The following is a 23,834-nucleotide window of genomic DNA, read 5'->3' as shown; positions in this document are numbered from 1 at the left end:
CCGGCTTTTGTATTGTAAAATATCAGTTTTTATTTAAAATCCGCATCAGATGTAGCTGTATTTAAAACCACTTTAGTTGTTTTTATGATTACCTTTTGCCCTTTCCCGTCAATATCTACTTCAGAAGGGAATTTTATGCCTTCCACGGTCATATAGTTTTTCACGGTAACACTTCCTTCTCCTACAGAAGATTGGTATAAAAGTCCGGTAGCGGCATCAAAGTAAAATTTTCCTTTATCTGAAGACAATACATTGTAATCTTTAGCATTCAGCTTTTCCACAGTAACATCTTTGAACTTTGAGGGATCAAAAGCCAGCGCCTCAATAGTTGTTCCTTTCTTCAGTTCGGCAATATTATCAGCAGGGAAATCGGTTTTCTGTCCGGCTCTTTCTATATATCCTTTTTCACCGTCAAAAACCTGGCTTACCGTCTGTCCCATTGCAGTCTGTACAGATTTGAATTTATTGCCCATTTTTGTAGTGCTCATGGTGATATCCATTCCCTGAACATTCAGTGTATTATCAATAACCGTAGATTTTACTGCTTCTAATTTGCTTTTACCGCCCAAGGCTTTAAAGTAATTATCAATAACTTCTTTTGGGGTCAGCTTAGATTTCACGACTTCCGTATTCGCGGGAGCTGCACTGGTCTTTTGAGCTGCTGCCGGTACTGCAAAGAGTACGGCACAGAAAAACGGAATGATGATCTTTTTCATATCTATAATAAGTTTAGGGTGTAAATATATGAATATTGACCAGAAGAAAATAAACACAGGATATTTATGAGGAATACGGAAGAATTCCTGCCCGAATATATTAAGGTTTTTTAAGAATATTCGAAATTAAATGATAAAATTATCTTTATGATATGGACTTATAGTAGCGATTTCGGGTAATAAAAATGAGAAATATATTAAAAGAAATATAAATTTTAGCCCTGCAAATAAAAAACCTCCGATTTCTCGGAGGTTTTGAAATATTTATATCGGAATACATTATTTTTTAAGCTCTTCTAAAAACTCGTCGTGAGAGATTTTAGTTTCTTTTTTAGATGCTTTTTCAAGAATTACATCTTTCAGTTTAGCCATAGCCACTTCAGAAGAAATCTGTCTTACCTGCTCCTGATCTTTCAACATTTCAACAGCATACTTTTGGATTTCCTCATCACCTAAGTGGTGGATTCCGTAGATCGCCAATTGGTTTCTCACCAACTGCTCAGCCTGTGCCAATACATCAGCATAATCTAACTGGATGTCGTTATCCGTCATTAATTTACCTTCAATGATCTGGTATCTTAACTGGCTTTTCTCTGCTTCAAGAATTCCTTTAGCCTGCTCTTCAGACTGGATATTCTGGTTAGAGAATAATAACCATTTTACAAGGAAATCTTCAGGAAGTTTTACTTCTTCTTTTTCAGTAACCTGCTCCAATACTTTATTCACATAGTGAACATCAGCATTCTGCTGGAAGTACTCATCCAACTCAGATTTTACTTTTTCTTTAAGTTCTTCTTCGGACTTGATTGTTCCTTCTCCGTAAACTTTGTCGAATAGCTCCTGATTAAGTTCAGCAAGGTTCAATGAATAGAAGTCTTTTACTTTAACCTCTACTTCAGCGTGGTGTAAATGCTCAACTTCTTCTTTGCTGAATCCTAATTCTTTAGCCAATTCTTCATCACCTGCAAGAGTTTCTTTAGATACTTTTACAGAACCGTCCATTTTTAAAGCTTTTACCAATTTGAAAGCTTCTTTGTTTTCAGCAGTAATGGTAACGTTCTTTGGGTGGTGGTGGTGCTCTCCTTCAGCATCTTCTTCTACAACCTGAGAAATTTCTAAAGCTACATAAGAATCTTTAGTGATTTTATCCTGAGGAACCTGCTCTGCAAAACGCTTCTGCATGTTCTCAATGCTCTTCGTGATTTCTTTGTCAGAAGCTTCTACTTTATAATGAGGAGCTTCATATTTAGCTAAATCTATAGTGAATTCAGGCTCATATCCTACTTCGAAAGCAACTTCAATTTTTTCAGCGTTGTAATCCAATTGGTTTACTGGCTGAGGAACAGGCTGACCAACTAATCTTAACTTGTTTTCGTTAACATAGTTATTCAATGCGTCAGAAACCTGTTTGTTGATTTCTTCGAATGCAATACCTGCTTCATATTGTTTTTTAACCATACTCAAAGGCACTTTCCCTTTTCTGAAACCAGGAACTTGCGCATTTTTAGCATAATTAATCAACTGCTTGTCTACTTTTTCTTTGTAGTCAGATTTTTCCAATGTCACTGTAAGTAATGCACTTACGTCATCATGGTTTTGTGCGGTAACCTTCATTATTGATTAAAATTTTAGGTTGCAAAAATATGAAATTTTTATGAGAATTACCTACTTATAATCAATTCTTAGTATTCAAATGTTTATAAATAAAAAACCGCTGAAAATCTCAGCGGTTTTACCATTAGGTTTATCTTTTTAATTGATCAGATTATAGGTTGCCTGAGCATCAGTTTCCCCGCCTGACTGCACACCGTATACTACTCCATTTCCACTTACAGCAGAAGCTTCAGAAACAGAAACCGGCTCATGGTATAGCGTCAGAACAAGCTGACTTGGGGCAGAAGCATTTTTAACGGCTGTATTGACTACCCATTTCGTTTTAAGTCCTACACGCTTACCGTCTGCTCTTGTAGAAGCAGCACCGTCAGTACGGGTCATTACAATATCAGAATTAGGAAAGTTGTATACTAAAAAGTGTTCGTCTTTTGCCGTTTCTATTTCTTCGTTAGCGTCTTCGTCCCCATTTTTGAAAATAACTTCCACATTGTAGGTATGTCCGTTTACTAATTTAACGTTAGGGTTACTGGTGCTGTTTACCTGATAATCATAAGTTACCGCTGTTCCCGTAGCTTCATCCGTTACTTTCAGCAGGACATCAGAAAGTTCCTCCTGTGGGAGATCATCTTTTTCATCATCGTCTCCACGGTTACAAGAAGTTAAGCTTAAAGAAAAAGCAATCATCAATAGACTTACAATAAGTGTTGTATTTTTAAAAATATTTTTCATTTTTTTGATTTAAAGAATTAAAATTGATATTTAAGAGTTACAATAAAATTTCGTCCCATTTCGCTGGAGAAATATCGTAACCTGTTCAGATAATCTCTGTAAGAAGTGTTGAAAACATTTTTTACAGAGAAATCAACTCCGAAATTTTTTGACAGATTCACCCCTGCCTGAAGGTTCCAAAGCGAATACGCTTTGGGAGGAGTAGAAATATCTACTTCCTGACTGTAAGAATTTCCCTCCGAATCATATCTTTTGATAAAAACATTATAAATTGGGAATCTTGTTTGGGCAAGAACTGTTTTGTTACTTACGTTCACATAAAAGTTCTTCCACTCTTTTTTACTGAATTCCAGTGAATTGTTGAAATTAGTAGGCATCATCATGATCAGTGGAACATCATGGGTAAGGTCCTGTCCGTATACATAAGACAGATTTCCCTTGTAGGCCAGATTATCATTAATTTTAAGGGCCAGATCCAGATCTGCTCCATACATTTTCACATCGATCTGCTGATAACCATACACTACAAAGTCGCCACCCCACTGGGTATTTCGGTACCCTATAGGAACCTCATTGATAAAATTTTTGGTATAAAAGAAATATGGATTTACAGAGATATCCAGGCCACCCAGAACATTTAATTTGGCATCAGCAATTAAATTAAACTGATTTCCGGTTTCACTTTTAATCCCCATATCTCCTTCTTCTATAATGGCTGCAGAATGGTGAAGTCCGTCGGCAAAAAGTTCAGCAACATTGGGAGATCTTGAAACCCTCGCATAGTTTAGCTTCAGATTAAAATTATTTGACGGATGATAGCTGATTCCGGCATTACCTGAAAAATTATTATAGTTTAATTCAGGCTTGGTAAGGATTCTATTCTGATTAATCCTTACTACAAAATCTGAATAATCCTTGGCATATAATCTATTCCAGTCACTCAGATCATACCATTTGGTCACTTCATAGCGGTCAAAATCATAACGTGCTCCAGCCTCCAGATCCAGCGAAGGCAGAAGTTTATATTTATAGACAGAATAAACTCCAGCATAAAAGCGATCGTAGTTAGGTACCAGACGTCTCGCTTCTGTTTCCGGGTTGGAGTAATTATTCTGATATCCACCATTAATTCCTGTTTCAAGACTCCATTTTGGTCTTTCAATAAGATGGTTGATATTTAAATCATTCGTAATCAGTTCCAGATCCAGTCCCGGTTTCTTGCTAAGCTCTTCACTCCGGCGGATGTCATATTCTTTTCTGTGATTATACTGAAAACTGTAGGTAGCCGTAAGCTTTCCAAAGTTTTCAAATCTATAATATCCTGAAAGTTTAGCAATATGATGCTCGATCTCCTGTCTTGGATTATCGATATCATAACTGAAATCTCTTTTAAAAATAGGTTCCTGACTTGACAATGCCTCATATAAATCTTCAGCAGATCCTACATGTGAACTCCTCAAAATGCCTATTGAATTATTCGTTAAATAATAATCAAAAGAAAACCCTGAATTAAAAGTCATTTTTTGAACCCCAAAATTAAAACCGGAATTCTGAATTCCTGTATTCATCAATCCATAGTCAGGAGCTGTAAGATCACCCAATTTCCTAAAGCTTCCGTTGGTTTTAACAGCCCAGCCGCTTTCCCAGGTTTTTGCCAGCTTTACATTTACATCTGCTCCGCGCCCGTTTGAAATACCGGATAGAGAAACAGATCCCATAAGGGTATCTTTTTTGGGTAGCACCTGAGGTTGTAAAACCACGACCCCACCTACGGCACCATTTCCGTATTTCAGGGCTGATGCTCCTTTTACAACATCAATATGTTCAAAATTATTTACATCTACATTCGGAGCATGTTCTACACCCCATTCCTGTTCAGCCAGTTTTACACCGTCATTCAGGATGGAAACCCTGCTTCCATACAGTCCGTGGATGATGGGTTTAGCAATGTTATTCCCCGTTTTAAGAACATTGACTCCCGAAATATTGGTAAGTAAATTTCCCAGATTCTCGGTAACATTTCTAGAAAGCACAGATTTATCCAGTGTTTTCATTACTATGCTTCCATTATTTTTATGACTTCCATGAACGGTCACCGTCTCAATATCATGGCTATGATGCTCGAGGGTGATTACCAAATGTAAATCCCGATCAACTCCTATATTTTCAGTATAATCATTACAATCAGGATGTTTGGCAATGAGTATATATTTTCCCGAAGGAATTTTATTAAACGTAAACTTACCTTTACTATCCGTTGTAGCCGTGAATCCCCCGATTTTCACTACCGCATTTTCCAGCATGGTTTTATCGTGAAAATCCTGAACGGTTCCTTCTATCGAATACGATTTTTGTGCACTTATCGATGCCAGTCCACAAAAGACTAACATCAGACTATATATCAATTTCATTGTCTATAGATTGATTGCGTACCTTTTACAGGTACATTTTTTCGTAAAAATTTGTTGGATGGGTTTATTTTAATTGTGAAATGTAAAAAATATTAATGACTGATGAACCAGATGTCAGATATGAAGTTTCAGATATCAGACTGAGATATCAGACAGTTAATTCTGCCTCTATATTCTCAAATCCTAAAACTCTCAATCCCCCGAATCGCGAAATCCGGAATTCTGAAACGACATCTAACAGCTATCAACCAATAGATTTAAACCCAAAATATTGAACTTTAAATATAATTAAAGCCAATTAAAATCGTGATTATGCAATTGCGGGAGGCCCCCGGAGCTGAAAAGTGAATTTGGTCTGAGACCATACTTTTTCCTGAACAGCAATAACCTGTTTTACTTCGTGCGTAAAATGTTCGAAGGAAAAGCTGAACTCTTCAGGAACCAGTGTATGTCCTGTAGCTAAGAAATGACACGCCAGACAGTCGCCCGGCTTTTCTTTGGCTGAATTTTTAGCCATGGTGTTTTCTGTCTTTTTAAGATTGAAGATCTTAAAATTATCGACAGCATCATGATGGTGAAAACTTTGGGAAAACAGCGCAATGAAGTAGATCCCAAACAAAAGTTTGGAGATAAAGCTCTTCAGATTTCTGCTTTCCTTAAAAATCATCCTGTAAAATTATAAAAATAATTTAAGTTTTAAATTAAGTTTTCGTAAAACTATTCAATACGTTGGTGTAAGTATGCTTTTGTTACAAACTTATTCCCGGTCGAATGCGTTTTTATACTAAAATCCTTCGACTCCGCTCAGGATGACACTGTTAAAAAATAATACTGTTCGTATTAGATTAAGTATTAGCAATGTCATCCTGAGCGGAGTCGAAGGATCTGTATATTTTAATTCAAAAAAACTAAACCAATTGAGAACCTAAATGCTCCCATTCCTGTAAAGCAACTTCTAATTCTTCTTTAGTTTTATTATACTTCTCTAAAGTTTCTTCAGAAGGATTTTCCTTTGTGAATGAAGCTTCCAATGTTTCAATTTCAGATTCAAGCTCAGAAATTTTCTCTTCTACTTTCTTTAGTTTATTCTGAATATTTTTTTGTTCTTTGCTTACAATGGTTGATGATTTCTCTTCCACCTTTACTTCTTTCGGAACTGGTTTTACCTCAACTTTCACATCATCGCTGTGTAGCTTTGCCTTTTCAGCAGATATTTCCCGAAGGGTCTCTTTTTGTCTGTATTCAAGGTATTCACCAACACTTCCCAGGAATTCTTTCATTCTTCCGTCACGGAATTCATAAATCTTATCACAAAGCCCATCCAGGAATTCCCTGTCGTGAGAAATCACGATTAATGTCCCTTCGAAATTCTGTAAAGCCAGTTTAATGATCTCCTTAGACTGGATATCCAGGTGGTTGGTAGGCTCATCCATAATCAACGTATTGAAAGGACGAAGCAACAGTTTACAAAGAGCAAGACGGTTTCTTTCTCCTCCGGAAAGCACTTTTGTTTTCTTGGTTACCGCTTCACCCTGGAAAAGGAAAGATCCTAAAAGATCTCTTACCCTAGGTCTGGTTTCCTCTGTAGCTGCATCCTCAGCTTCTTCCAGAACTGTTTTATTAGGAGTCAGCACTTCTTCCTGGTTTTGGGCAAAGTATCCGATGTTTACGTTGTGCCCCAGATTCCATGTCCCTGTATAATCTTTGATGTCTCCGGCAAGAATTTTAGCTAAAGTTGTTTTTCCCTGTCCGTTCTGTCCCAAAAGGGCAATTCTGTCTCCTCTCTGAACAATAAAGTCTACATCATCAAAAATTTGTTTTTTCCCGTAAGCTTTTCCTAAATGATTGGCCTCAAAGATAATTTTTCCGGGAACCATAGACTGTACGAAACGGATATTGAATTTTGAAACGTCTTCGTTATCTACCTCAATACGTTCAATTTTATCTAATTTCTTAATAAGAGACTGGGCGAAAGATGCTTTGGTAGCACTGGCACGGAACTTATTGATGTTGTCCTCCATCTGCTTAATCTCCGCATCCTGATTCTTCTTAGCCTGAATCAGTTTTTCACGGCGCTCTTCACGCATCACCAGATATTTGGAATAATTGGCTTTATAGTCGTCAACTTTTCTATTATTAATATCAAAAGTTCTGTTGCAGACAGCCGTCATAAACTGCTTATCGTGACTTACCAGAACAATGGCTCCGGGATAATCTTTCAGGAAGTTTTCCAGCCAGATAATGGATTCCATATCGAGGTGGTTGGTAGGCTCATCGAGAAGCATAATGTCGTTCTTCTGAAGAAGAAGTTTTGCCAGCTCAATTCTCATTCTCCATCCTCCGGAAAATTCATCTGTAATTTTGTGGAAATCATCTGCCTTAAAACCTAAACCAAATAATATTTTCTCCATATCACCTTCCAGGTTGTAGGCATCATGGTTCATCAGAAGATCATTCAGTTCTGTCATTTTGTTGATCAGATCTGTATAGGCATCACTTTCGTAATCGGTTCTTGTTGCCAGTTGGTGATTAACTTGTTCCAGCTCATCTTTCCAAGCATTGATCTGTTCAAAAGCCTGCATTGTTTCATTCCAAACAGTTCTTCCTTTTACAAAATCTAGATCCTGCTTCAGGAAACCGATGGTAACATTTCCTTCAGGTACAACGCTTCCTTCGTAGAAGTTAATTTCTCCGGAAAGCATTTTCAGTAAAGTAGATTTTCCGGCTCCGTTTTTTCCAACGAGACCTACTTTATCATCCTTTTTAATGGTGAAATTTGTATTTTGAAACAGATAGTTTCCTGAATGATGTAATCCTAAACCTTGAACCGAAAGCATTTTATTAAATAAAAATTAAATGATGAATAATGAATTTTCGGGTGCAAAAGTACGGAAAAAGAAATGAATAGCCCAGAAATAAAAACTGCCAGCTCTGGAATACAGTAAAAAGGGATGCCCTGACAGACATCCCCTCGCAACCTAAATTTAAAACTGAAAAGTACATTTAATTCTGTCCTGCAACAAAGGATCTTAACTCTATTGTGCGGCTCCAGATATTATTATTGGGAACATTGGTCCCATACATAAAGTCTGCAGTAAAGCTGTCTTCGGGAAGATGCAGCTCGGTAAGAAGATTGGTATGGATCTCCTGATCTACAGATGTACTGCTGGGTACATTCAGGCCAATATTGATCAGTTCTGCTTCTATCTCATCAGCTGATTTTTGTAATGCATCATCATGGTACAGTCCGAAATTAGCCGAAATATGGGTATACCCTGCAAAATCTGCATAGTTATAGTGGGGTTTCATAGCAGGTGAAAAGTCTTTAATATATGCTGCAAGATTTGTATAAAAGTCTTCGAGAAAAGTATCATCCTTAATCTCAAGACCTGAATTGGCAAGATCTGTACTGAAAATTCCGGGGACGGCATTATTGGTTTCATCCAGCATTATCCTGCCATATACAAACGGAAGGGTATTAAGGACCAAGTCTCTGGAAACGTAAGCCTGGGTGAGAACAATTCCTTTTTCGATCTGAAAATCTGACAGCAGTGAATTCCAGATCTTGTTTCCTTCGGCATCGGTTTTTGAATTTCTCACCTCTGAAACATAGGCCTGCAAATCACTGACATTCATAAAATCTGTAGAAATATAAACTGACTGGGGAGCCTGAAGATAGCCTCCACCCACATCGGCATGAGCTCCGGGAACGAAAACTTCTTTCCAAACGGAACCAGCTGTCTCTGTTTTGGTGTCCTGCATATTTTTTGAATTTTCAAAAAATCCGGTGAGCGGGAAAAAGAACCTACATTCATTAACTGCACACAGATGAAGGGCATTTTCCACTTCCTGAGGCAGGTTCATATCGTATGTGTTAAATGGTTTGGATTCCACGGTATCAAAAACTCCCAAAAATTTTATAGTAACATTTGCTGTGGGATAATCTACAACCAGCCGGTTGCAGAATTCTCTTGCCAGCATGCTTCCTCTACTGAATCCGTAGATGTAAAAATGATAGTCAATATTTTTGTCATTGATTATATTCTGTACAAAAGCATTGGCTTTCTGCAGCTTGTCATCGGAAGAATATCCCCGTGCATCCGGAGGATTAGCGCAGGTACCCATCGCAAAATTGCTGTCTTCTCCGCCAGTAACCGTTCCTATTCCTTCGACATATAGTTTACTGTTTTGACTGAATAAATTGAAGAGTTTATAAACATTGGTCGGTGCTCCTTTATAACTTTCATTGTTTACCGAAGGCATATCGGGGGAGCCTGCATTGATCCCGTTATTTCCGGTTCCGTCAAAAAAAATTCCGACAGGCAATACTGTATTGTTTTCCATCGCTGTGTTTTGCTTTAGTGGTTGAAAGTTTTCAGTACAGCGTCTTGAATCTGGTTCTGCTTTGAAATCTGTAAAACTTATTTTTCAAATTAACGGAAGAAGGGAAAGCAATACTAGCGTGAAAAATACCAAATAAAAAATTCCGTATTTCTACGGAATTATATTTTATCAAGAGAGTATATGTTGTTCACAACGGCATAAATAACAATGCCTACGGTATTTTTGGCCCCGATCTTTTCCAGGATCCGCTGGCGGTGGCTTTCTACTGTTCTGGGACTGATGAAGAGCTTCTCCCCGATCTCATTATTGGTGTATTCCTGACAGATCAGCTTCACAACATCTTTTTCCCGTTCGGAAAGCTCGTCTTCCATTTCAAAAAGAGATTTCTTTTTTGTGGAACTGTTCATATAGGTAAACAGCATCTGATGGTCTTCTGCTGTAAAGAAAACCCCATTTTTGTAAACCATGGTAATGGCATCGATAAATGTTTTCCGGTCTGAATTTTTAGGAAGAAAAGCCGAAACCCCCAATTTAACCATATAGCCCAAAATGGAAGTTTTGTAATGGGAGGAAAGAATAATGATCCTTAGATCCGGATATTTTTCTTTAAGAATTTCTACAAGTTCAAAACCGTTCATAGGCTGCATCTGTACATCGACAAGAGCTATGTGGGGAAAATCATCTTCGGAAAGGCTTCCCAGCTTTTCAATAAAATCCGGGCCGTTATTGGAGGTAAGACATACGGATATATTTTTTTCATTCGAAAGCAGCATTTTTACCCCTTCCAGGATCAGCTGTTCGTCATCAATTAAGGCTATTTTGATTTGGGAGTTCATGATTGTTTGGAATTAAAATGATTAAACGGCTTCCTTTATTCGGGGTATTTTTCCATTTATGGACGGCATTCATGGATTTTATCCTGGATTCTATGTTTTTAATGCCCATTCCTTTTTTCACCAGATCATAATCAAATCCCTGTCCGTTGTCAGAAATAATGACGGCCATATGCCGGGGATAATCTTTAATGTAGATCCATAAGTCTGTAGCCGTAGAATGTTTGATCACATTGGTCGTAAATTCCTGGATGATCCTGTACAGCTGCACTTCTATAAAAATATCTTTTTTCTCGTGTCCAGGCATTACCCGCATAGAAATATTGATCTTATGGGAAAGGTTGGCAATCATTTCTTCTACATAGAGTACAAATCCTACCGATTCGAGGTTAACGGGATACAGGGAATGGGAAATACTCCGGGCGGCATCAATGAGAGACGACATCTGGCTGTAGATCTTTTTCTTGATGACTTCATCTCCCTTTGTATCAAGGTTGTTGAGCCACAGGGAAAGGATATTGAGCCTGTTTCCAATATCGTCATGGATCATTACGGCTATTCTCTTTCTTTCTTCTTCCTGGGCTTTGATATTTTCAAGCACAAGTTTTTTCTGATGAAGAACCTCAGCTTCATGCTGAACATTTTTTTCTTTGATAATCCGGCTGATAAAAGACCTGTAGGCTAAGAGAATAAAGGATACTATAACTGTTATGGTAACAATTATAAGGATGAGCAGGCTAATATTTAAGGTTACTTCTTTAATTTGATGAAGGTATATAAAAATGAACAGTATAAAATGCTTGACAGAATATTATTCACACTGAGAATAATTAAGTAATCATTTTCTGAAAGATCTGCGATCTGATGCTGGATAATAAAAATAAATACTGAAACTGAATAGTAGAAAAAAATACAGGCATCCACAAGAAGAAAACGGTTCTCTGCAGAAGCGCCTCTGATCTCCCGGATCAGGGTAAATCCTGAAAGGCAGATAATAATGATATTGGATATTACTTTTACAATATCACTGTTGAAGGGATCATTAAATCCATATTTCGAGATCATAAATCCAGTGGCGAGAAGCGCTGTAATGCCTAAAAGGTATTTTGGAAGCTCCAGTTTTCTGATAAATAAAGCAGTGACCAGGAAAAATTCGCCGGCGATATACAAGGGATACAGGAAAGAGGTATCATTAAGATTGAAGAGATAAGGCAAGGCCAAATTTAATAATTCGATAAAAAAAAGAAAAGCAATACAGTGAAAATATTGCTTTTCTTTGGTATTCAGTATACGGTATTTTGCTGCTCCCAAAAATACAACGGACAGAAGCAGTCCATAGTTTAGGAATAAAATGGCTTTAAAAAAATCTGTCATTCCTATTGATGCTACATATTAAGATCCAAGTTCAGGAATACGGCAGACAGGCGGACATGGTTTTGCCCAATCATACGTATTTGAAATAGTGGCCACGTTGCTTCCTTCCTGTAACATCTCATGGAAAGAAATAAAGATCAGTGTTACCAGCATTCTCTGGTAAATGTCATTATATCTAAGTCCAAAAGAGCATTTGATGCCTAAAACCTCCGGGCTCGGGTGAGTCAGGTCTTCCATAGAAATATAGAATCTTCTGAAAACTCTTTCTCCACCGAACTCATTACACTCACGGAAAAACCATTCCATTCCTTCATCTCTCCAGCGTTCAATAGCATCTACAGCAATGTCCTGGTCCAGAACCGGCTGTTCGGTTACCGGAACGGAGGTATTGGTATTGCCATCTATCTTGGTAAGGTTGCTGGAAAGAACTGCATTTTTGGTCACCGTAAATTCTTTAGTTTCCTGCAGTTTCAGATCATATTTAAGAGGTCCCAGGGTAGTATACTGATATTCAGTAATGCTTTTATCCACATGTCCCTGTGCATCCAGCGGAAGAAAAATCAAGACAAGACTGCCGTTGAATACGCCTACTTCTGCGCACACATCCACATATTTGTTTTGTTGTTTGATTTTATCGATCTGCTGTGAAGAAAGTTCGAAAATGTAATTGGTAGGAATTAAATTTGTGATTCTGGAATAATCTGACACGCAATTGCCCCATTCGGCAGCGGCCAGCCTGTAATCGTTCTCATTCATAATTTCATAGTTATTTAGTTGTATAAAATTATACAAACTAAACATCCTGTACAAATAATCGTATCATAAATTTATTATCCGTAAAATAAATTTAATTTTAATCCGTAAAAGTTTCAGATTATAAAGCAGTTTGTGATCAGCTGACCGTGCTAATAATTCCTCACCGTGATGTGATAACAGCTCTGCTGCCTTTCCCTGATGTAATAAATCCTGCCGGCATTGGCATAATACTTTAAAACTTTTTCCAGTGCTGTCTCCATTTTAGGATTATATTTCAGTACATCATTAAACCTGATATAGGAAATATCAAATGAATTACCGTAATTATGGGAGCTTATCCCTAAAGATGCATTGGAATTCACTCTTCTCAGTCTGCACTGATCTTCAAGTGTTCTTGTAATGGATGAAACGGTAAAAGTATGCCCTTTTGTTTCTTTACTGAACCTGGATGCCATGTTTTCCAAAGTAGTTTTTGCTTTAGAAACCATATAAGGCCTGCTGTAATCAAGTTTCTGAACCCGATAGCCTTTTCCGCTTTTTTTTATTTTATGAAACTTTCCATTACCTATATATTTTTGCACTGTTTTGGAATCTTTCAGCAGTTTTACATTAAAACTTTTTGAAGCATCCAGATGTGGCTTATACAGAGCAGTAGGTTCTACTTTCAGAACCGAAGTCAAATCATAGCAGGGAAGTGCTTTTTTTGCTGCCTGCGGGTAATAAAAGCTATACATAAAAGGCACGAAGGCTACACAAAAATACTTTCTCATTAACCACACTTTTAAATTACTAAACGAAAGATAAACATTTATGATATACTATTCAGTTTACCGATAATATCATTATGAAAAAATTCCCAACAAACATTAAACCAAATTACTAAATATGTAATTTTATATTAAGAAATCTTAAAAGATTTTTAAATTTTATCTTTTGATTTTAAAATTTAAATTTTACATTTGAGATACATTTAATAATAAACATATGATAAAAAAACTTTTTGCTGAATTTTTCGGCACATTTTGGCTTGTTTTCGGTGGCTGCGGAAGTGCAGTTTTTGCTGCCGGAGTTCCCGACATAGGTATTGGTCTTTTGGGGGTTTCTTTAGCCTTTGGTCTTACTGTTCTTACGATGGCTTATGCTGTCGGACATATTTCTGGCGGACATTTTAATCCGGCAGTATCTTTCGGACTTCTAGCAGGAGGGAGATTCTCAGCTAAAGATCTTATCCCTTATGTTGTAGCCCAGTGTCTTGGAGCTCTTCTTGCTGCAGGATGCCTGTATGTAATTCTTAACGGCTCAGGAGCTGTAGACTTTTCGAAACCGGGGGCATTTGCTACCAATTTCTATGGAGAAGCAGTTTACAACGGAAAAGCATTCAGCATGGGAGCAGCATTTCTTGCTGAGTTTTTATTAACAGCTTTCTTCCTGATTGTTATTATGGGAGCTACAGATAAGTGGGCTAACGGAAAATTTGCAGGTATTGCTATTGGTTTAGCTCTTACCCTGATTCACCTTATTTCCATTCCTATTACCAACACTTCGGTAAACCCGGCAAGATCGCTTTCACAGGCTGTTTTTACGGGCGGGCTTGCGATGTCCCAGCTTTGGCTGTTCTGGGCAGCACCTATTTTAGGAGGGATTGTAGGAGGATTGATCTACAAGTTCCTGCTTCAGAGAGACACTGTTGAAGTTACTGATTAAAAAAATCATAACATTAAATATAAAATCCTGTCGTCTGGCAGGATTTTTTTGTGTTAAAATACTTCAATAATGCAATACTCATTATAAAGTTTACTGAATAGAATCATATGTTTGCAAACAATTTTAGTAATTCTTTCCTTTTTACGAGACTGTTGCCGTTTTACATTTATGAAAAGAACAGAAACAGTTATTGGATAATCTTTCACATTTGCTAATTACTCTTTTGGCAGTCGGATAATAAGCTTCAATTTTAGTTAAGATTAATCGAAATAAATAAAATAATAATCTAAAAATTTAACTAAAATGAAAAAAATTCTCTTTTTACTATTCTTTGTATCAATTTGCCAAAACCAATTGGACGCACAAAAAAATACAACTCCCGCACCTACCTATAACATTACTGTTACCAGAAATGATATTTTTGCCGAAAATACCCCTGGCCATGCTCATACGGATGTTAAATTTGACATTAAAATCGGGTCCAATGAACGGGTCGCTACACCTTTTCCTCCAGATATCAGTACATTCAGAACTTATAACTTTCCTGTAACTTTCACACTTCCCGGAGGAACTCCCCCAATCAGATACGGCAAAGTAAGCTTTAGCAATCCCTCTACATTATATAGCGGATATTACCCGCTTCCAACTGCAATTGGAGACCACACTACAATTCCTTCAGATCCTACCATGATTTATTACCCGGGGCAGTTTGGATATGGCGTAGACATTACCTGCACAGGTCCCAATCAATATCTCATAGGTGTTACCAGGTTTGAATGTTATATATGCGTTCCCGGTGGTGGCACGGTATCAAAACAGGTAACATCACAGCCTAAAACAGCTATAGTATCCAATCAAAACATGGGAATAAGCGAGCTTTACTATACAGCCGCAGGCAGAGAAACTGTTTCAATACGTGTTATTGACCTTAACGGTAAAACAGTGAGAGCATATACTACGGATATAGGAGCCGGACAAAATAAACTGCCGATTGATCTCCAGAATCATCCGGGAGGTACTTATCTTGTTAAATGGAGTTCCAGCACCGGCGCAAACGGCACTTTAAAAATGGTGAAAAACAAATAACCGTGTTTAATATCTTTATATTCAACTCCTGTAAAAATGCAGGAGTTTTATATTTACTTTTTCCTGATATCAAAAGGATTTCTGAAAATAAGTTCTTCCTGTCTGCCCTTGATTTCCATTTTACGCTGCAGTAAATTCAGGGCCATTTTCCGGATAAAAAGATCTTTGTCAGTCAGTTTCCAATAAGGATCTTCATGGACTCTTTTAGGTTTGCGTATGAGGTAGAATTCCGTTTCCCAGGTATCTGCATTGTGGTAAAATTCAATAATCCCGCAGTGCTCCGGAATTAAATTATGCTCTATCATTCCCATGGGAAGCAGAAAGCTGAAGGCATTGCAGATATAGTCGCCACATGAGATTTTATCATGTTTCAGGAATTTTTCGCCGGTATCTTTATTGAGGTACGATTTTTTGAAATCGTTTTTAAAATCACTTTTTGAAAGCTTAATTTCAATTTCATGGCTAAACCCTTCAGAATCTATGAACAGCATATCCGCTTCCCAGTCGGCCTGGAAATAATTCGTCAGCACAATTTCTTTTTCGAAATCGCAGTGGGAATGGATATATGCGTGAACAAGCTCTTCTATTTTCAGCATTTACAATTAGTTTTTTGATTAAGTTTTACTTTTTTCAAGCTCTACTATCCCATAGTGCAGCCATATTCCAAAGACACCTGTTTTGGTAAAGTACTTTTCATCCTTTCCAAATGTAACGGAAGTACCGGGCTGTGTCTGGCAAATAAAAAAATGTCCACCATCTATGCAGTTCATTTTCCCGGATTTGTGCAGATCTGTCCAGCCGAATTCTTTATAGGCATCCCGGTTATTTTTCGCATCAAACAGGAATCGCTTAACCGTAATCTCATCGTTGCCTCCATCTCTTTTTGAGGTCATAGACCATCGAACTAAGTCGGATTTTTCTTTAGCAGGGATTTCATTCGGATCAGCATCTTTAATTCTCGCAATCACTAAAGTATCCGTAACTCTGGAAGCTCCATTATTGATTTCATTTACCAGGTAAGTTCCGGACCATATATCCTTTTCCGACTTTTTTTGTGCTGACAAAAGGCCGGATAAACTTATGAGCAGTAAAAAGAAGCTTTTCTTCCAGTCCATAGTAAGAAGTCTTTATTTTTTAGTAAGAAGTCTTTATTTTTTTATTTTTGAGATCAAGAGACCAATAAGCTGCATCCACGGATATCGGAGTGATCTATTCTTCCGAGCACCTGAAATTTATCTTCCGGAAGGGTTTTCCCCAAGTCCTGCGTTGCTATAAAACAGCATGAGTGGATATTGGCAAGATCTATAATGTTTATGGCTCCGGTTCTTCCCTCTTTTTCGTAAGAAAAGGGGTCTTCTGCATTCCGGACCAATATTTTCATCCAATTAGGACATTCATATTCATTATTTCCAAGAGAATAGGCTTGCGAAAGCAGTTCCGTCATTGAATATTCTGAGTAAATCTTTTCTGTTTTAAAACCATCCTGCAGAATTCTCAACAGCTCGTCTTTGGTCATTTCTTCTTTTCTTCCCTTCATACCTCCGGTTTCAATAATCGTCAGGTTTTGAGATCCGGAAACTGAAAGATTCTGAGATTCAACAGAATCCAGGAAGTCCAGCAAGGCGAAAGATACTCCGAAAAGAATGACCTTTTTATCTTTCAAAGTGTTTAAAAGCTGAAACAATTCGGAATGGTTGTAAAGAAAATATCCGTTTTCGGGTTTTGCGGATTTTTTCATGAGATAATCCACCATATAGATCAAAGAGGAGTTCTGCTTTTCCAGATAGCTTGGAAGCAGGCCCAGAAAAATAAAATCTTCCGGCTTTCCTATAAACTGTTCAAAGCTTTTATAGATGCTTTCTTCATAGACCGCCGGATCTGCAATAAAATGTTTTGAAAGATTCATCTGTGTAGTCCCTGAACTCTGAAAAAAAAGGTCAGCCGATGTGTTTTTGTCTAAAATCTGATGGTTTTTAAACATTTCTATCGGCAGGAAAGGAATTTTTTCCAGACTGTGAACCTCATCCGGATTTATTTTCAGAAAATCCACGAACTTTCTATATATCTCAACATTTTCATACTGATGACGAAAAGCTGTCAATGATGCATCCAGGAAATTCTGTTCTGTCTGTATGCTGAATATATTTTCCAATTTATGAAGACTATTTTAAGCTTATTACCAGCTCATAATGAGCCAATTATGTAAAAAGCATGTTTTTTAATATTTTTTTAACCGGATATTTACACTTTGGTAAACTTCTTGCAATTATAAACTCGGAATATGGATTAAAAACAAGAATGGACCTTGGTTCATTCGGAGATTACCTCTCTCAGGGGTAATTTTTTTTTGTTCCGTCCGCAAAAGTTTTAAGTTCAAATTCTTTCTCAAAGACTCCGTAGGTAAAGTAGGAAATCCAATCACCCAGATTGATATATTTTGCTTTGGGCTCAAGATCCAGCACCATCGGAAGGTGACGATGACCATAAATAAAATAGTCAATTTCCTGAGTCTTCAGCTTCTCTTTTGAATAGATGACGAGAAACTCTTTATCTTCTCCTAAAAACGCTTTATCCTCTTCTCCGGAGATCATTTTATTTTTCTGGGAAAGATACAGTGCCACTTTCATGGCAATATCGGGATGAAGCCATTTGAAAAACCACTGCGCCACAGGATTTGTGAACAGCTTTTTCATTCTTTTATACCCTTTATCACCAGGTCCGAGACCGTCTCCATGAGCCAGCAGAAACTGTTTTCCACCCATTTCAAAATACTGCTTTTTGTAAAAAACAGTGCATCCTATTTCTTCTTCAAGATAGTCTTTCATCCACAGATCGTGGTTTCCTACAAAGAAATAGATATGAATTCCCCGGTCTTTCAGTTCGGCAATTTTTCCGAGAACACGTACATATCCCTTAGGAATAACATGTTTCCACTCGTGCCAGAAATCAAAAAGATCACCCATTAGAAACAAAACCTGGGCATCTTCTTTAATTTCATCCATCCAGCGGATAAATTTCTCTTCACGCACTTTGCTTTCCTTCGGTGTAGGAGCACCAAAATGCTGATCTGAAGTGAAATATACTTTTTTTCCAGGTTCTAAATTAATAATCGTTTTTAACACCGGTCTGAATTTTTATTGGTCAATACTGTTTACTTATTGTCTTCTGCAAACCATTCTCCGTAGGAGTTTTCTGTTTCGTGAAGTTTAAGATAGGCCAGAGAAACCTCAGCCGGAAGCCTGGATTTTATTTTGGCAGCAATGGCATACAGCATATTCTCACAGGTAGGCTGAAAGCTGCAGTAGATCACCTTGTGACCTTTATTTTCAAGATCTTCGCCCAGTTCTTTATGGGGAGACAATGCGTTAACAAGAACTGCATGATCCCAAAGATCCACAATCTCAGATTTTACGATACTTTTAATATCTCCAAAATCCACCACCATCCCGTTTTTGGGATTTTCCAAATCATTAACCGGTCTTCCTTTTACCGTTACAAAGAGCTTATAGGAATGTCCATGCATATTTTTACATTTCCCATCATAGTTATACAGCACATGGGCCGTCTCGAATGTGAAAATTTTTGTAATACGTATCATAGTGCAAAGATATGACAAAACATAATGATAAGTTGCGTACGGGGAAAACAGAATTTAATGGAAAGTGTAAATTAATTTAATGTTTACTTGATTTAAATAATGGATGATTGTCCTATTAATTTTAAAATATTAGATATTTTATTAAAATCGTATCCTATAGCTTCCCTTTCTTTTCTTAAAACTTTTTGAAGAAATTCCCAGTCTTCCTTTATACTCCCAATAGTAAAATCTTCTGGCTTTTGGTATACATTATACAAATTTTCATCAGGAATATTCCAATATAAATCTTTTTCTAATGAAAACTTATTACTATTAGAGCTTTCTAGTTTATCAATTAAAATAAAAAGAATTTTTTTTAGATCTTCTTTTTCAATTTCTATATTATTTTCCATTTGTATTTTATGAAAAGTTATTATTATGTGTTCCAAATGCTTGATTCAGAATTGTATGATTTCATTTTTATCAACTTCATCATTACGTTGGGTTATAGGTACTCTTTCGGCTGGGTCTACAAAATTAACCAGATTATTGAAAGCATAATTATACGGGGAATGCCTTCTCATCTGCTCTGAAAAAGGATCTACAACACCCCATCGGCCAATATCAAATATCAGACATGTACATTCTGGCTCCGTAATCACTCCAGCCGGTTTCTTTCTGCAGCTCTTTGCCATTATATTGGTAATTGTAAGAAGGGTTTCCCGCTAAAGCATTATATCCTTCGTGCTTTAAGCCAAATGCGTAATAGTTGTTTTCTTCAAGAACTTCTGCGCTGCCACCTGAGTTTTTAAAATAACTTAATTAATTTAAATTAGAGCACTGAAATCAATGCCCTAATTATTTATAAAATCCTCTCAAATTAGAGAGTATAAGAAGTATAAACTTTTTGTTCTAAATAAGATAGTGGCCCCAAATTAATTCAAACACTAACTTTGGAACATGACCGGTTTAATAATTTTTTCGTGGAACAACCATTGCCATAAGAATTATAGTTAATACAAACAGCATGAATAATACTATATATCCTTTATAACTTTCTTTAAATCCATAATCTAGAAATCTTTCATTTTTTATAAAGAAATAGTACACCAAAGTCATTACAATTGGAATCATTAAGAAAAAAATATACTTATGGTGTATATGTAAATAGTTACCTAAACAAACATTATCAATACTTGAAGTATTTAAATTAATAAAAATAGAAATAACTACAACCAACCAAAATTTTTCTGTTCCTCTATCTTTATATTTAAATTTATCCATTCTTTTATAAAGACAATCCATATGAAAGATCAAATAATCTATTAGTTTTATCATTATTATCATTTTTTAGGACCTAGTCCCATATCATTAAAAATACTCCTTCCAGTTACTGCTTGATATCCCCCTGTTACGACTCCATATAACAATGCCGAGCCCATTGTCCAAGGGCTTGGAATGGCACCAACGCCTGTCATTATATGACTTACAATCCTTTCAGTATCAACTATTTGACCATCTCTATACTGAAGCTCTGTAGCATAAATGGCTGCTCCCGCTAGAGCATATCCTCCATATCTGGCTACTTTACTTAAAGTTGCAGCCGTAGCTGGCTTTAATTTAATGCCTGCCATAGTCGTTATTCTATAAGGTTTCGCTGCGTCATCCAAAACCGTATAATTTACAGAATAATCAGGCCTTAGGGCTTTGCTTAAAGAATACGCTCCAAAGCAAGCTACAGACTCACTTGCAATTAAATGCCCGGCACTAAAATACTGATTGTTTGCAACATCTGTAAGACTATTTTGAAGCCCATTAGCTAGATTTATCATATGCGCAACCATTTCCTGAGAAGTACTTCCATATCCTGCAGCTCCTCCTGTCCAATATGATAGATAGCCATTCTTCGAAATTTTGGTGTCTATACCTCTTGCTGCCCATCCTGCAATAAGATTATCCAGCAGATAGTCATTTGAGTTACCCAATGATGATAAAACAGAATAACCGTTTCCTCCTCCATATCCTCCTGATTCAAGGCTTCCGGTATTTCCTAAGCCTAACCAGTTTGGATTATGACCTCCCGAGTAGGCATCAGGGCGGGAATCGCCAGGCATCTTAAACTGATGCGGTGCCATCCCATCCGGATCTATAAAGCTTACAGGGTTATTAAAAGCATAATTATACGGAGAATATCTTCTCATCTGTTCAGCAAGAGGATCTATCACACCCCATCTGCCAATATCAGCCATATACATTCTGGCTCCGTAATCTCCCCAGCCAGTTTCTTTTTGTAGCTCTTTACCGTTATACTGGTAATTATAAGCAGGGTTCCCTACTAAAACATTGTAACCTTCATGCTTTAATCCAAATGGATAATAATTGTTTTCTTCAAGAGCTTCTGCGCTGTCTTAGCAAAATCTATTTTAAATTAAAATTAGGGTACTGATTTCAACACCCTAATTATTTTATAAAGCTCTCTTAATAAAGAGTCTAAGAAGGATAAACTTTTGTCCTAAATAAGGTAGCAATTACAAGTTTCATTTCAATGTTTTAATGATCCTGTATAAAGACTAAAAATAAATAACCCAAAAAATGAAATAATAATATAAATGATTAATAAAATATCAGCTATTATTCTTGTCGTTTTATCAAAACCCTTTACTTTTTCTCTAATTTGTTCATAGGAAGTAAATTTCCAATATCTTAAACCAACTAATAAAATAATAGGTAAACAATATATTATTATAATATACTTGTTTGATGGAATAGTATTTTTATTATAAAAATGATCTAAAAACATTAATATAAATATTAAATTGAAAGAAATTAAAGAGCAAGCTCCAATAATTCCGGATGCTTTATGAGTTCCATCTTTCTCATAATGAAGATAAAAATTAGTTATTTGATAATATAAATAATCAATGAGTATCATATATGTAATTTTTAGTAGCCCATGGCTTCGTTATATTTCCTTTGTTCTTCTGCTCTTACTCCGTCGTTATAGTATTTATTAACAGCTCCTTCAATATGCTGCCCTATATCTTTGCCTGTAACTAATTGAGTAGCAAAATTAGCCAAAAAATAAGTTCCTGCTATAGCTTGTCCCCAACCTGTTGGCGAAACGGCAAGTACCGACATTACAAGATCTAGAGAATTTGATGTATTGGGTCCTTTTTGATTTATATCAATAAATGCCAAACCTATTCCGATTCCACCCAAGACTCTTCCTGCAATTTTAGTTCCTGCAGCAAGCCTTTGCGCTTTTATTGAACTTATTTCTAATAAAGGCTGATATATCCTTTGACCAAGAATTGTTTTTTCAAAAACTAAATTAGTTGTTGAAAAGGCTTTACCCGCTCCATATAATGCTGCTCTGTCAGCTGCTGGCTGTAGGATAAATTCATTGACTGAATAAGCATTTCCAGACCATGACCTAAAGCCTTGAGAAGTCTTGTGCCAATCTATATTATCAATATAAGATTCAGAGAGTTTCAACATATGCGCAACCATTTCCTGAGAAGTACTTCCATATCCTGCAGCTCCTCCTGTCCAATATGATAGATAGCCATTCTTCGAAATTTTGGTGTCTATACCTCTTGCTGTCCACCCTGCAATAAGATTATCCAGCAGATAGTCGTTTGAGCTACCCAATGATGATAAAACAGAATAACCATTTCCTCCCCCATATCCTCCTGATTCAAGGTTTCCGGTATTTCCTAAGCCTAACCAGTTTGGATTATGACCTCCCGAGTAAGCATCAGGGCGGGAATCGCCAGGCATACTAAACTGATGCAGCTTTGGCGCCATCCCATCCGGATCTATAAAGCTTACAGGATTATTAAAAGCATAATTATACGGAGAATATCTTCTCATCTGTTCAGCCAGAGGGTCTGTTACGCCCCATCTGCCAATATCAGCCATATACATTCTCGCTCCGTAATCTCCCCAGCCTGTTTCTTTCTGTAGTTCTTTACCATTATATTGGTAATTGTAAGCCGCATTTGCCGTCGGGACCATTCCTGCACTATGCTTTAGACCAAATGCATAATAATTGTTTTCTTCAAGAACTTCTGCGTTGCCATTCAGGTTCCTGGAGTAGCTTAAACGCACACTTCCTAAATGGCCTGTATAGCTGTAAAAAATTTATTATTTCAAAAATTATTTATCTTTAACTTTATGAGAAATGATTTTCAATTATTTAAAGCGTTTTTCCAGCCACTAAAATAAGTAATAGCAGGCTATCCTGCTATTACTGTATAAACTTTTATGTTTTATCTTGTTTGATTCAATAAGCAAATAGTATTTCTTAATGTATTTTTTTTAATATAAATAAATTAATGAATATTAGACACCATGAAAAAATAATTGTTAAAATAATTATTAAGCCATTGACTGTTTTTTCTTTCTTTTTTTCACTAACCCATTTATTTCTTAATTCTAAATATTTATTCTTATATTTTCTTTTGTTGTAAATTAGAATTCCAATCATTATAAATAGAAAAACAATCCATCCATATTTAAGTTTCTCATTTTGAAAAAAAAGCTCTTTTATAAATAATAAAACATTAATTATAATCCACGTCTGAACTGCTGATACACTTATCAATGCAGTCGTAGCATCTGCTCCATCTCTTTTATAATAGAATTTTGCAACCCTATAATAATGGTAATCAAAAAAATCTTTAATCAT

Annotated in this window: 25 protein-coding genes and 1 pseudogene; 2 read left to right on the top strand and 24 right to left on the bottom strand. The window is 36.5% G+C overall.

Annotation, left to right across the window (positions count from 1 at the left end):
• Positions 1-29: 29 nt before the first annotated feature.
• The 12 genes from DRF61_RS09445 to DRF61_RS09385 all read right to left on the bottom strand — a co-directional run bounded on the left by DRF61_RS09445 (position 30) and on the right by DRF61_RS09385 (position 13,547).
• Positions 30-716 (bottom strand): hypothetical protein, encoded by a 687-nt coding sequence (locus DRF61_RS09445; protein WP_111956342.1) that lies wholly within the window; start codon positions 714-716, stop codon positions 30-32.
• A gap of 279 nt (positions 717-995) precedes the next feature.
• Positions 996-2,330, bottom strand: coding sequence for a trigger factor (locus DRF61_RS09440; RefSeq protein WP_111956340.1), 1,335 nt, complete (start codon positions 2,328-2,330; stop codon positions 996-998).
• 138 nt (positions 2,331-2,468) lie between these two features.
• Entirely contained in the window at positions 2,469-3,059 is a 591-nt protein-coding gene (locus tag DRF61_RS09435; RefSeq protein ID WP_111956338.1) for a hypothetical protein, read from the bottom strand.
• Positions 3,060-3,076: 17 nt separating this feature from the next.
• Positions 3,077-5,470 carry a TonB-dependent receptor gene (locus DRF61_RS09430; protein WP_111956336.1) on the bottom strand — a complete coding sequence of 798 codons (2,394 nt, stop codon included), beginning with the start codon at positions 5,468-5,470 and terminating at the stop codon, positions 3,077-3,079.
• 310 nt (positions 5,471-5,780) lie between these two features.
• A complete protein-coding gene (locus DRF61_RS09420; protein WP_111956332.1) occupies positions 5,781-6,137 on the bottom strand; it encodes a hypothetical protein in 357 nt (118 codons plus the stop codon).
• A gap of 241 nt (positions 6,138-6,378) precedes the next feature.
• Positions 6,379-8,307 (bottom strand): ABC-F family ATP-binding cassette domain-containing protein, encoded by a 1,929-nt coding sequence (locus DRF61_RS09415; RefSeq protein WP_111956330.1) that lies wholly within the window; start codon positions 8,305-8,307, stop codon positions 6,379-6,381.
• 166 nt (positions 8,308-8,473) lie between these two features.
• On the bottom strand, positions 8,474-9,814 hold the full coding sequence (locus DRF61_RS09410) for a T6SS phospholipase effector Tle1-like catalytic domain-containing protein (RefSeq protein WP_111956328.1): 1,341 nt from the start codon (positions 9,812-9,814) through the stop codon (positions 8,474-8,476).
• 158 nt (positions 9,815-9,972) lie between these two features.
• The gene (locus tag DRF61_RS09405) at positions 9,973-10,650 is read right to left on the bottom strand and encodes a response regulator transcription factor (protein WP_111956326.1); all 678 of its coding nucleotides are present in this window, start codon (positions 10,648-10,650) and stop codon (positions 9,973-9,975) included.
• Positions 10,619-11,248 (bottom strand): sensor histidine kinase, encoded by a 630-nt coding sequence (locus DRF61_RS09400; protein ID WP_228452646.1) that lies wholly within the window; start codon positions 11,246-11,248, stop codon positions 10,619-10,621. Before DRF61_RS09400 ends, DRF61_RS09405 begins: the two co-directional genes overlap by 32 nt.
• 149 nt (positions 11,249-11,397) lie before the next feature.
• Positions 11,398-12,021: a hypothetical protein gene (locus tag DRF61_RS09395; protein WP_111956322.1), complete on the bottom strand. Its 624-nt coding sequence runs from the start codon at positions 12,019-12,021 to the stop codon at positions 11,398-11,400.
• Between the two features lie 18 nt (positions 12,022-12,039).
• A complete protein-coding gene (locus tag DRF61_RS09390; protein ID WP_111956320.1) occupies positions 12,040-12,777 on the bottom strand; it encodes a hypothetical protein in 738 nt (245 codons plus the stop codon).
• Positions 12,778-12,926: 149 nt separating this feature from the next.
• The gene (locus DRF61_RS09385; RefSeq protein ID WP_111956318.1) at positions 12,927-13,547 is read right to left on the bottom strand and encodes a DUF5715 family protein; all 621 of its coding nucleotides are present in this window, start codon (positions 13,545-13,547) and stop codon (positions 12,927-12,929) included.
• 217 nt (positions 13,548-13,764) lie between these two features.
• Between DRF61_RS09385 and aqpZ the strand changes: the two genes are divergently transcribed.
• Complete coding sequence (aqpZ, locus tag DRF61_RS09380; RefSeq protein WP_111956886.1) at positions 13,765-14,481, top strand: aquaporin Z; 717 nt, start codon at positions 13,765-13,767, stop codon at positions 14,479-14,481.
• 303 nt (positions 14,482-14,784) lie between these two features.
• Complete coding sequence (locus DRF61_RS09375) at positions 14,785-15,567, top strand: copper resistance protein CopC (protein ID WP_146897094.1); 783 nt, start codon at positions 14,785-14,787, stop codon at positions 15,565-15,567.
• Positions 15,568-15,620: 53 nt separating this feature from the next.
• Here DRF61_RS09375 and DRF61_RS09370 read toward each other — a convergent pair whose 3' ends face one another.
• The 12 genes and pseudogenes from DRF61_RS09370 to DRF61_RS09315 all read right to left on the bottom strand — a co-directional run bounded on the left by DRF61_RS09370 (position 15,621) and on the right by DRF61_RS09315 (position 23,834).
• The gene (locus DRF61_RS09370; RefSeq protein WP_111956314.1) at positions 15,621-16,163 is read right to left on the bottom strand and encodes a hypothetical protein; all 543 of its coding nucleotides are present in this window, start codon (positions 16,161-16,163) and stop codon (positions 15,621-15,623) included.
• Between the two features lie 18 nt (positions 16,164-16,181).
• Positions 16,182-16,682, bottom strand: coding sequence for a phosphate ABC transporter permease (locus tag DRF61_RS09365; protein ID WP_228452648.1), 501 nt, complete (start codon positions 16,680-16,682; stop codon positions 16,182-16,184).
• 53 nt (positions 16,683-16,735) lie between these two features.
• On the bottom strand, positions 16,736-17,719 hold the full coding sequence (locus tag DRF61_RS09360; RefSeq protein ID WP_111956312.1) for a LuxE/PaaK family acyltransferase: 984 nt from the start codon (positions 17,717-17,719) through the stop codon (positions 16,736-16,738).
• 178 nt (positions 17,720-17,897) lie between these two features.
• The gene (locus tag DRF61_RS09355; protein ID WP_111956310.1) at positions 17,898-18,689 is read right to left on the bottom strand and encodes a UDP-2,3-diacylglucosamine diphosphatase; all 792 of its coding nucleotides are present in this window, start codon (positions 18,687-18,689) and stop codon (positions 17,898-17,900) included.
• A gap of 29 nt (positions 18,690-18,718) precedes the next feature.
• Positions 18,719-19,165, bottom strand: coding sequence for a 6-pyruvoyl trahydropterin synthase family protein (locus DRF61_RS09350; protein ID WP_111956308.1), 447 nt, complete (start codon positions 19,163-19,165; stop codon positions 18,719-18,721).
• Between the two features lie 92 nt (positions 19,166-19,257).
• Complete coding sequence (locus tag DRF61_RS09345; protein ID WP_111956306.1) at positions 19,258-19,557, bottom strand: hypothetical protein; 300 nt, start codon at positions 19,555-19,557, stop codon at positions 19,258-19,260.
• A 45-nt stretch (positions 19,558-19,602) separates the two neighbouring features.
• Complete coding sequence (locus DRF61_RS23050) at positions 19,603-19,839, bottom strand: hypothetical protein (RefSeq protein WP_111956304.1); 237 nt, start codon at positions 19,837-19,839, stop codon at positions 19,603-19,605.
• A 274-nt stretch (positions 19,840-20,113) separates the two neighbouring features.
• A complete protein-coding gene (locus tag DRF61_RS09335) occupies positions 20,114-20,482 on the bottom strand; it encodes a hypothetical protein (protein ID WP_146897097.1) in 369 nt (122 codons plus the stop codon).
• Between the two features lie 794 nt (positions 20,483-21,276).
• Positions 21,277-21,546, bottom strand: a pseudogene (locus DRF61_RS22890) (RHS repeat domain-containing protein); the annotation flags it as partial.
• 140 nt (positions 21,547-21,686) lie between these two features.
• Complete coding sequence (locus DRF61_RS09325) at positions 21,687-22,076, bottom strand: hypothetical protein (protein ID WP_111956300.1); 390 nt, start codon at positions 22,074-22,076, stop codon at positions 21,687-21,689.
• Between the two features lie 11 nt (positions 22,077-22,087).
• Positions 22,088-23,254, bottom strand: a complete 1,167-nt coding sequence (locus tag DRF61_RS23045) for an RHS repeat-associated core domain-containing protein (protein WP_111956298.1) — start codon at positions 23,252-23,254, stop codon at positions 22,088-22,090.
• A 196-nt stretch (positions 23,255-23,450) separates the two neighbouring features.
• The gene (locus tag DRF61_RS09315; protein WP_111956296.1) at positions 23,451-23,834 is read right to left on the bottom strand and encodes a hypothetical protein; all 384 of its coding nucleotides are present in this window, start codon (positions 23,832-23,834) and stop codon (positions 23,451-23,453) included.

Source organism: Chryseobacterium lathyri (genome assembly GCF_003290185.1).
GTDB lineage: Bacteria > Bacteroidota > Bacteroidia > Flavobacteriales > Weeksellaceae > Chryseobacterium > Chryseobacterium lathyri.
Note: the sequence above shows the minus strand (reverse complement) of the source record. Positions and strands in the feature narration are given on the sequence as shown.

Coding starts and splice junctions, on each gene's coding strand:
- DRF61_RS09370 (WP_111956314.1), bottom strand. CDS start 16,163: ATGCTGAAAATAGAAGAGCTTGTTCACGCATATATCCATTCCCACTGC.
- DRF61_RS09415 (WP_111956330.1), bottom strand. CDS start 8,307: ATGCTTTCGGTTCAAGGTTTAGGATTACATCATTCAGGAAACTATCTG.
- DRF61_RS09435 (WP_111956338.1), bottom strand. CDS start 3,059: ATGAAAAATATTTTTAAAAATACAACACTTATTGTAAGTCTATTGATG.
- DRF61_RS09405 (WP_111956326.1), bottom strand. CDS start 10,650: ATGAACTCCCAAATCAAAATAGCCTTAATTGATGACGAACAGCTGATC.
- DRF61_RS09345 (WP_111956306.1), bottom strand. CDS start 19,557: ATGGAAAATAATATAGAAATTGAAAAAGAAGATCTAAAAAAAATTCTT.
- DRF61_RS09385 (WP_111956318.1), bottom strand. CDS start 13,547: ATGAGAAAGTATTTTTGTGTAGCCTTCGTGCCTTTTATGTATAGCTTT.
- DRF61_RS09350 (WP_111956308.1), bottom strand. CDS start 19,165: ATGATACGTATTACAAAAATTTTCACATTCGAGACGGCCCATGTGCTG.
- DRF61_RS09365 (WP_228452648.1), bottom strand. CDS start 16,682: ATGGACTGGAAGAAAAGCTTCTTTTTACTGCTCATAAGTTTATCCGGC.
- DRF61_RS09315 (WP_111956296.1), bottom strand. CDS start 23,834: ATGATTAAAGATTTTTTTGATTACCATTATTATAGGGTTGCAAAATTC.
- DRF61_RS09430 (WP_111956336.1), bottom strand. CDS start 5,470: ATGAAATTGATATATAGTCTGATGTTAGTCTTTTGTGGACTGGCATCG.
- DRF61_RS09420 (WP_111956332.1), bottom strand. CDS start 6,137: ATGATTTTTAAGGAAAGCAGAAATCTGAAGAGCTTTATCTCCAAACTT.
- DRF61_RS09440 (WP_111956340.1), bottom strand. CDS start 2,330: ATGAAGGTTACCGCACAAAACCATGATGACGTAAGTGCATTACTTACA.
- DRF61_RS09395 (WP_111956322.1), bottom strand. CDS start 12,021: ATGACAGATTTTTTTAAAGCCATTTTATTCCTAAACTATGGACTGCTT.
- DRF61_RS09375 (WP_146897094.1), top strand. CDS start 14,785: ATGAAAAAAATTCTCTTTTTACTATTCTTTGTATCAATTTGCCAAAAC.
- DRF61_RS09335 (WP_146897097.1), bottom strand. CDS start 20,482: ATGATAAAACTAATAGATTATTTGATCTTTCATATGGATTGTCTTTAT.
- DRF61_RS09410 (WP_111956328.1), bottom strand. CDS start 9,814: ATGGAAAACAATACAGTATTGCCTGTCGGAATTTTTTTTGACGGAACC.
- DRF61_RS09445 (WP_111956342.1), bottom strand. CDS start 716: ATGAAAAAGATCATCATTCCGTTTTTCTGTGCCGTACTCTTTGCAGTA.
- DRF61_RS23050 (WP_111956304.1), bottom strand. CDS start 19,839: ATGGCAAAGAGCTGCAGAAAGAAACCGGCTGGAGTGATTACGGAGCCA.
- DRF61_RS09325 (WP_111956300.1), bottom strand. CDS start 22,076: ATGATACTCATTGATTATTTATATTATCAAATAACTAATTTTTATCTT.
- DRF61_RS09390 (WP_111956320.1), bottom strand. CDS start 12,777: ATGAATGAGAACGATTACAGGCTGGCCGCTGCCGAATGGGGCAATTGC.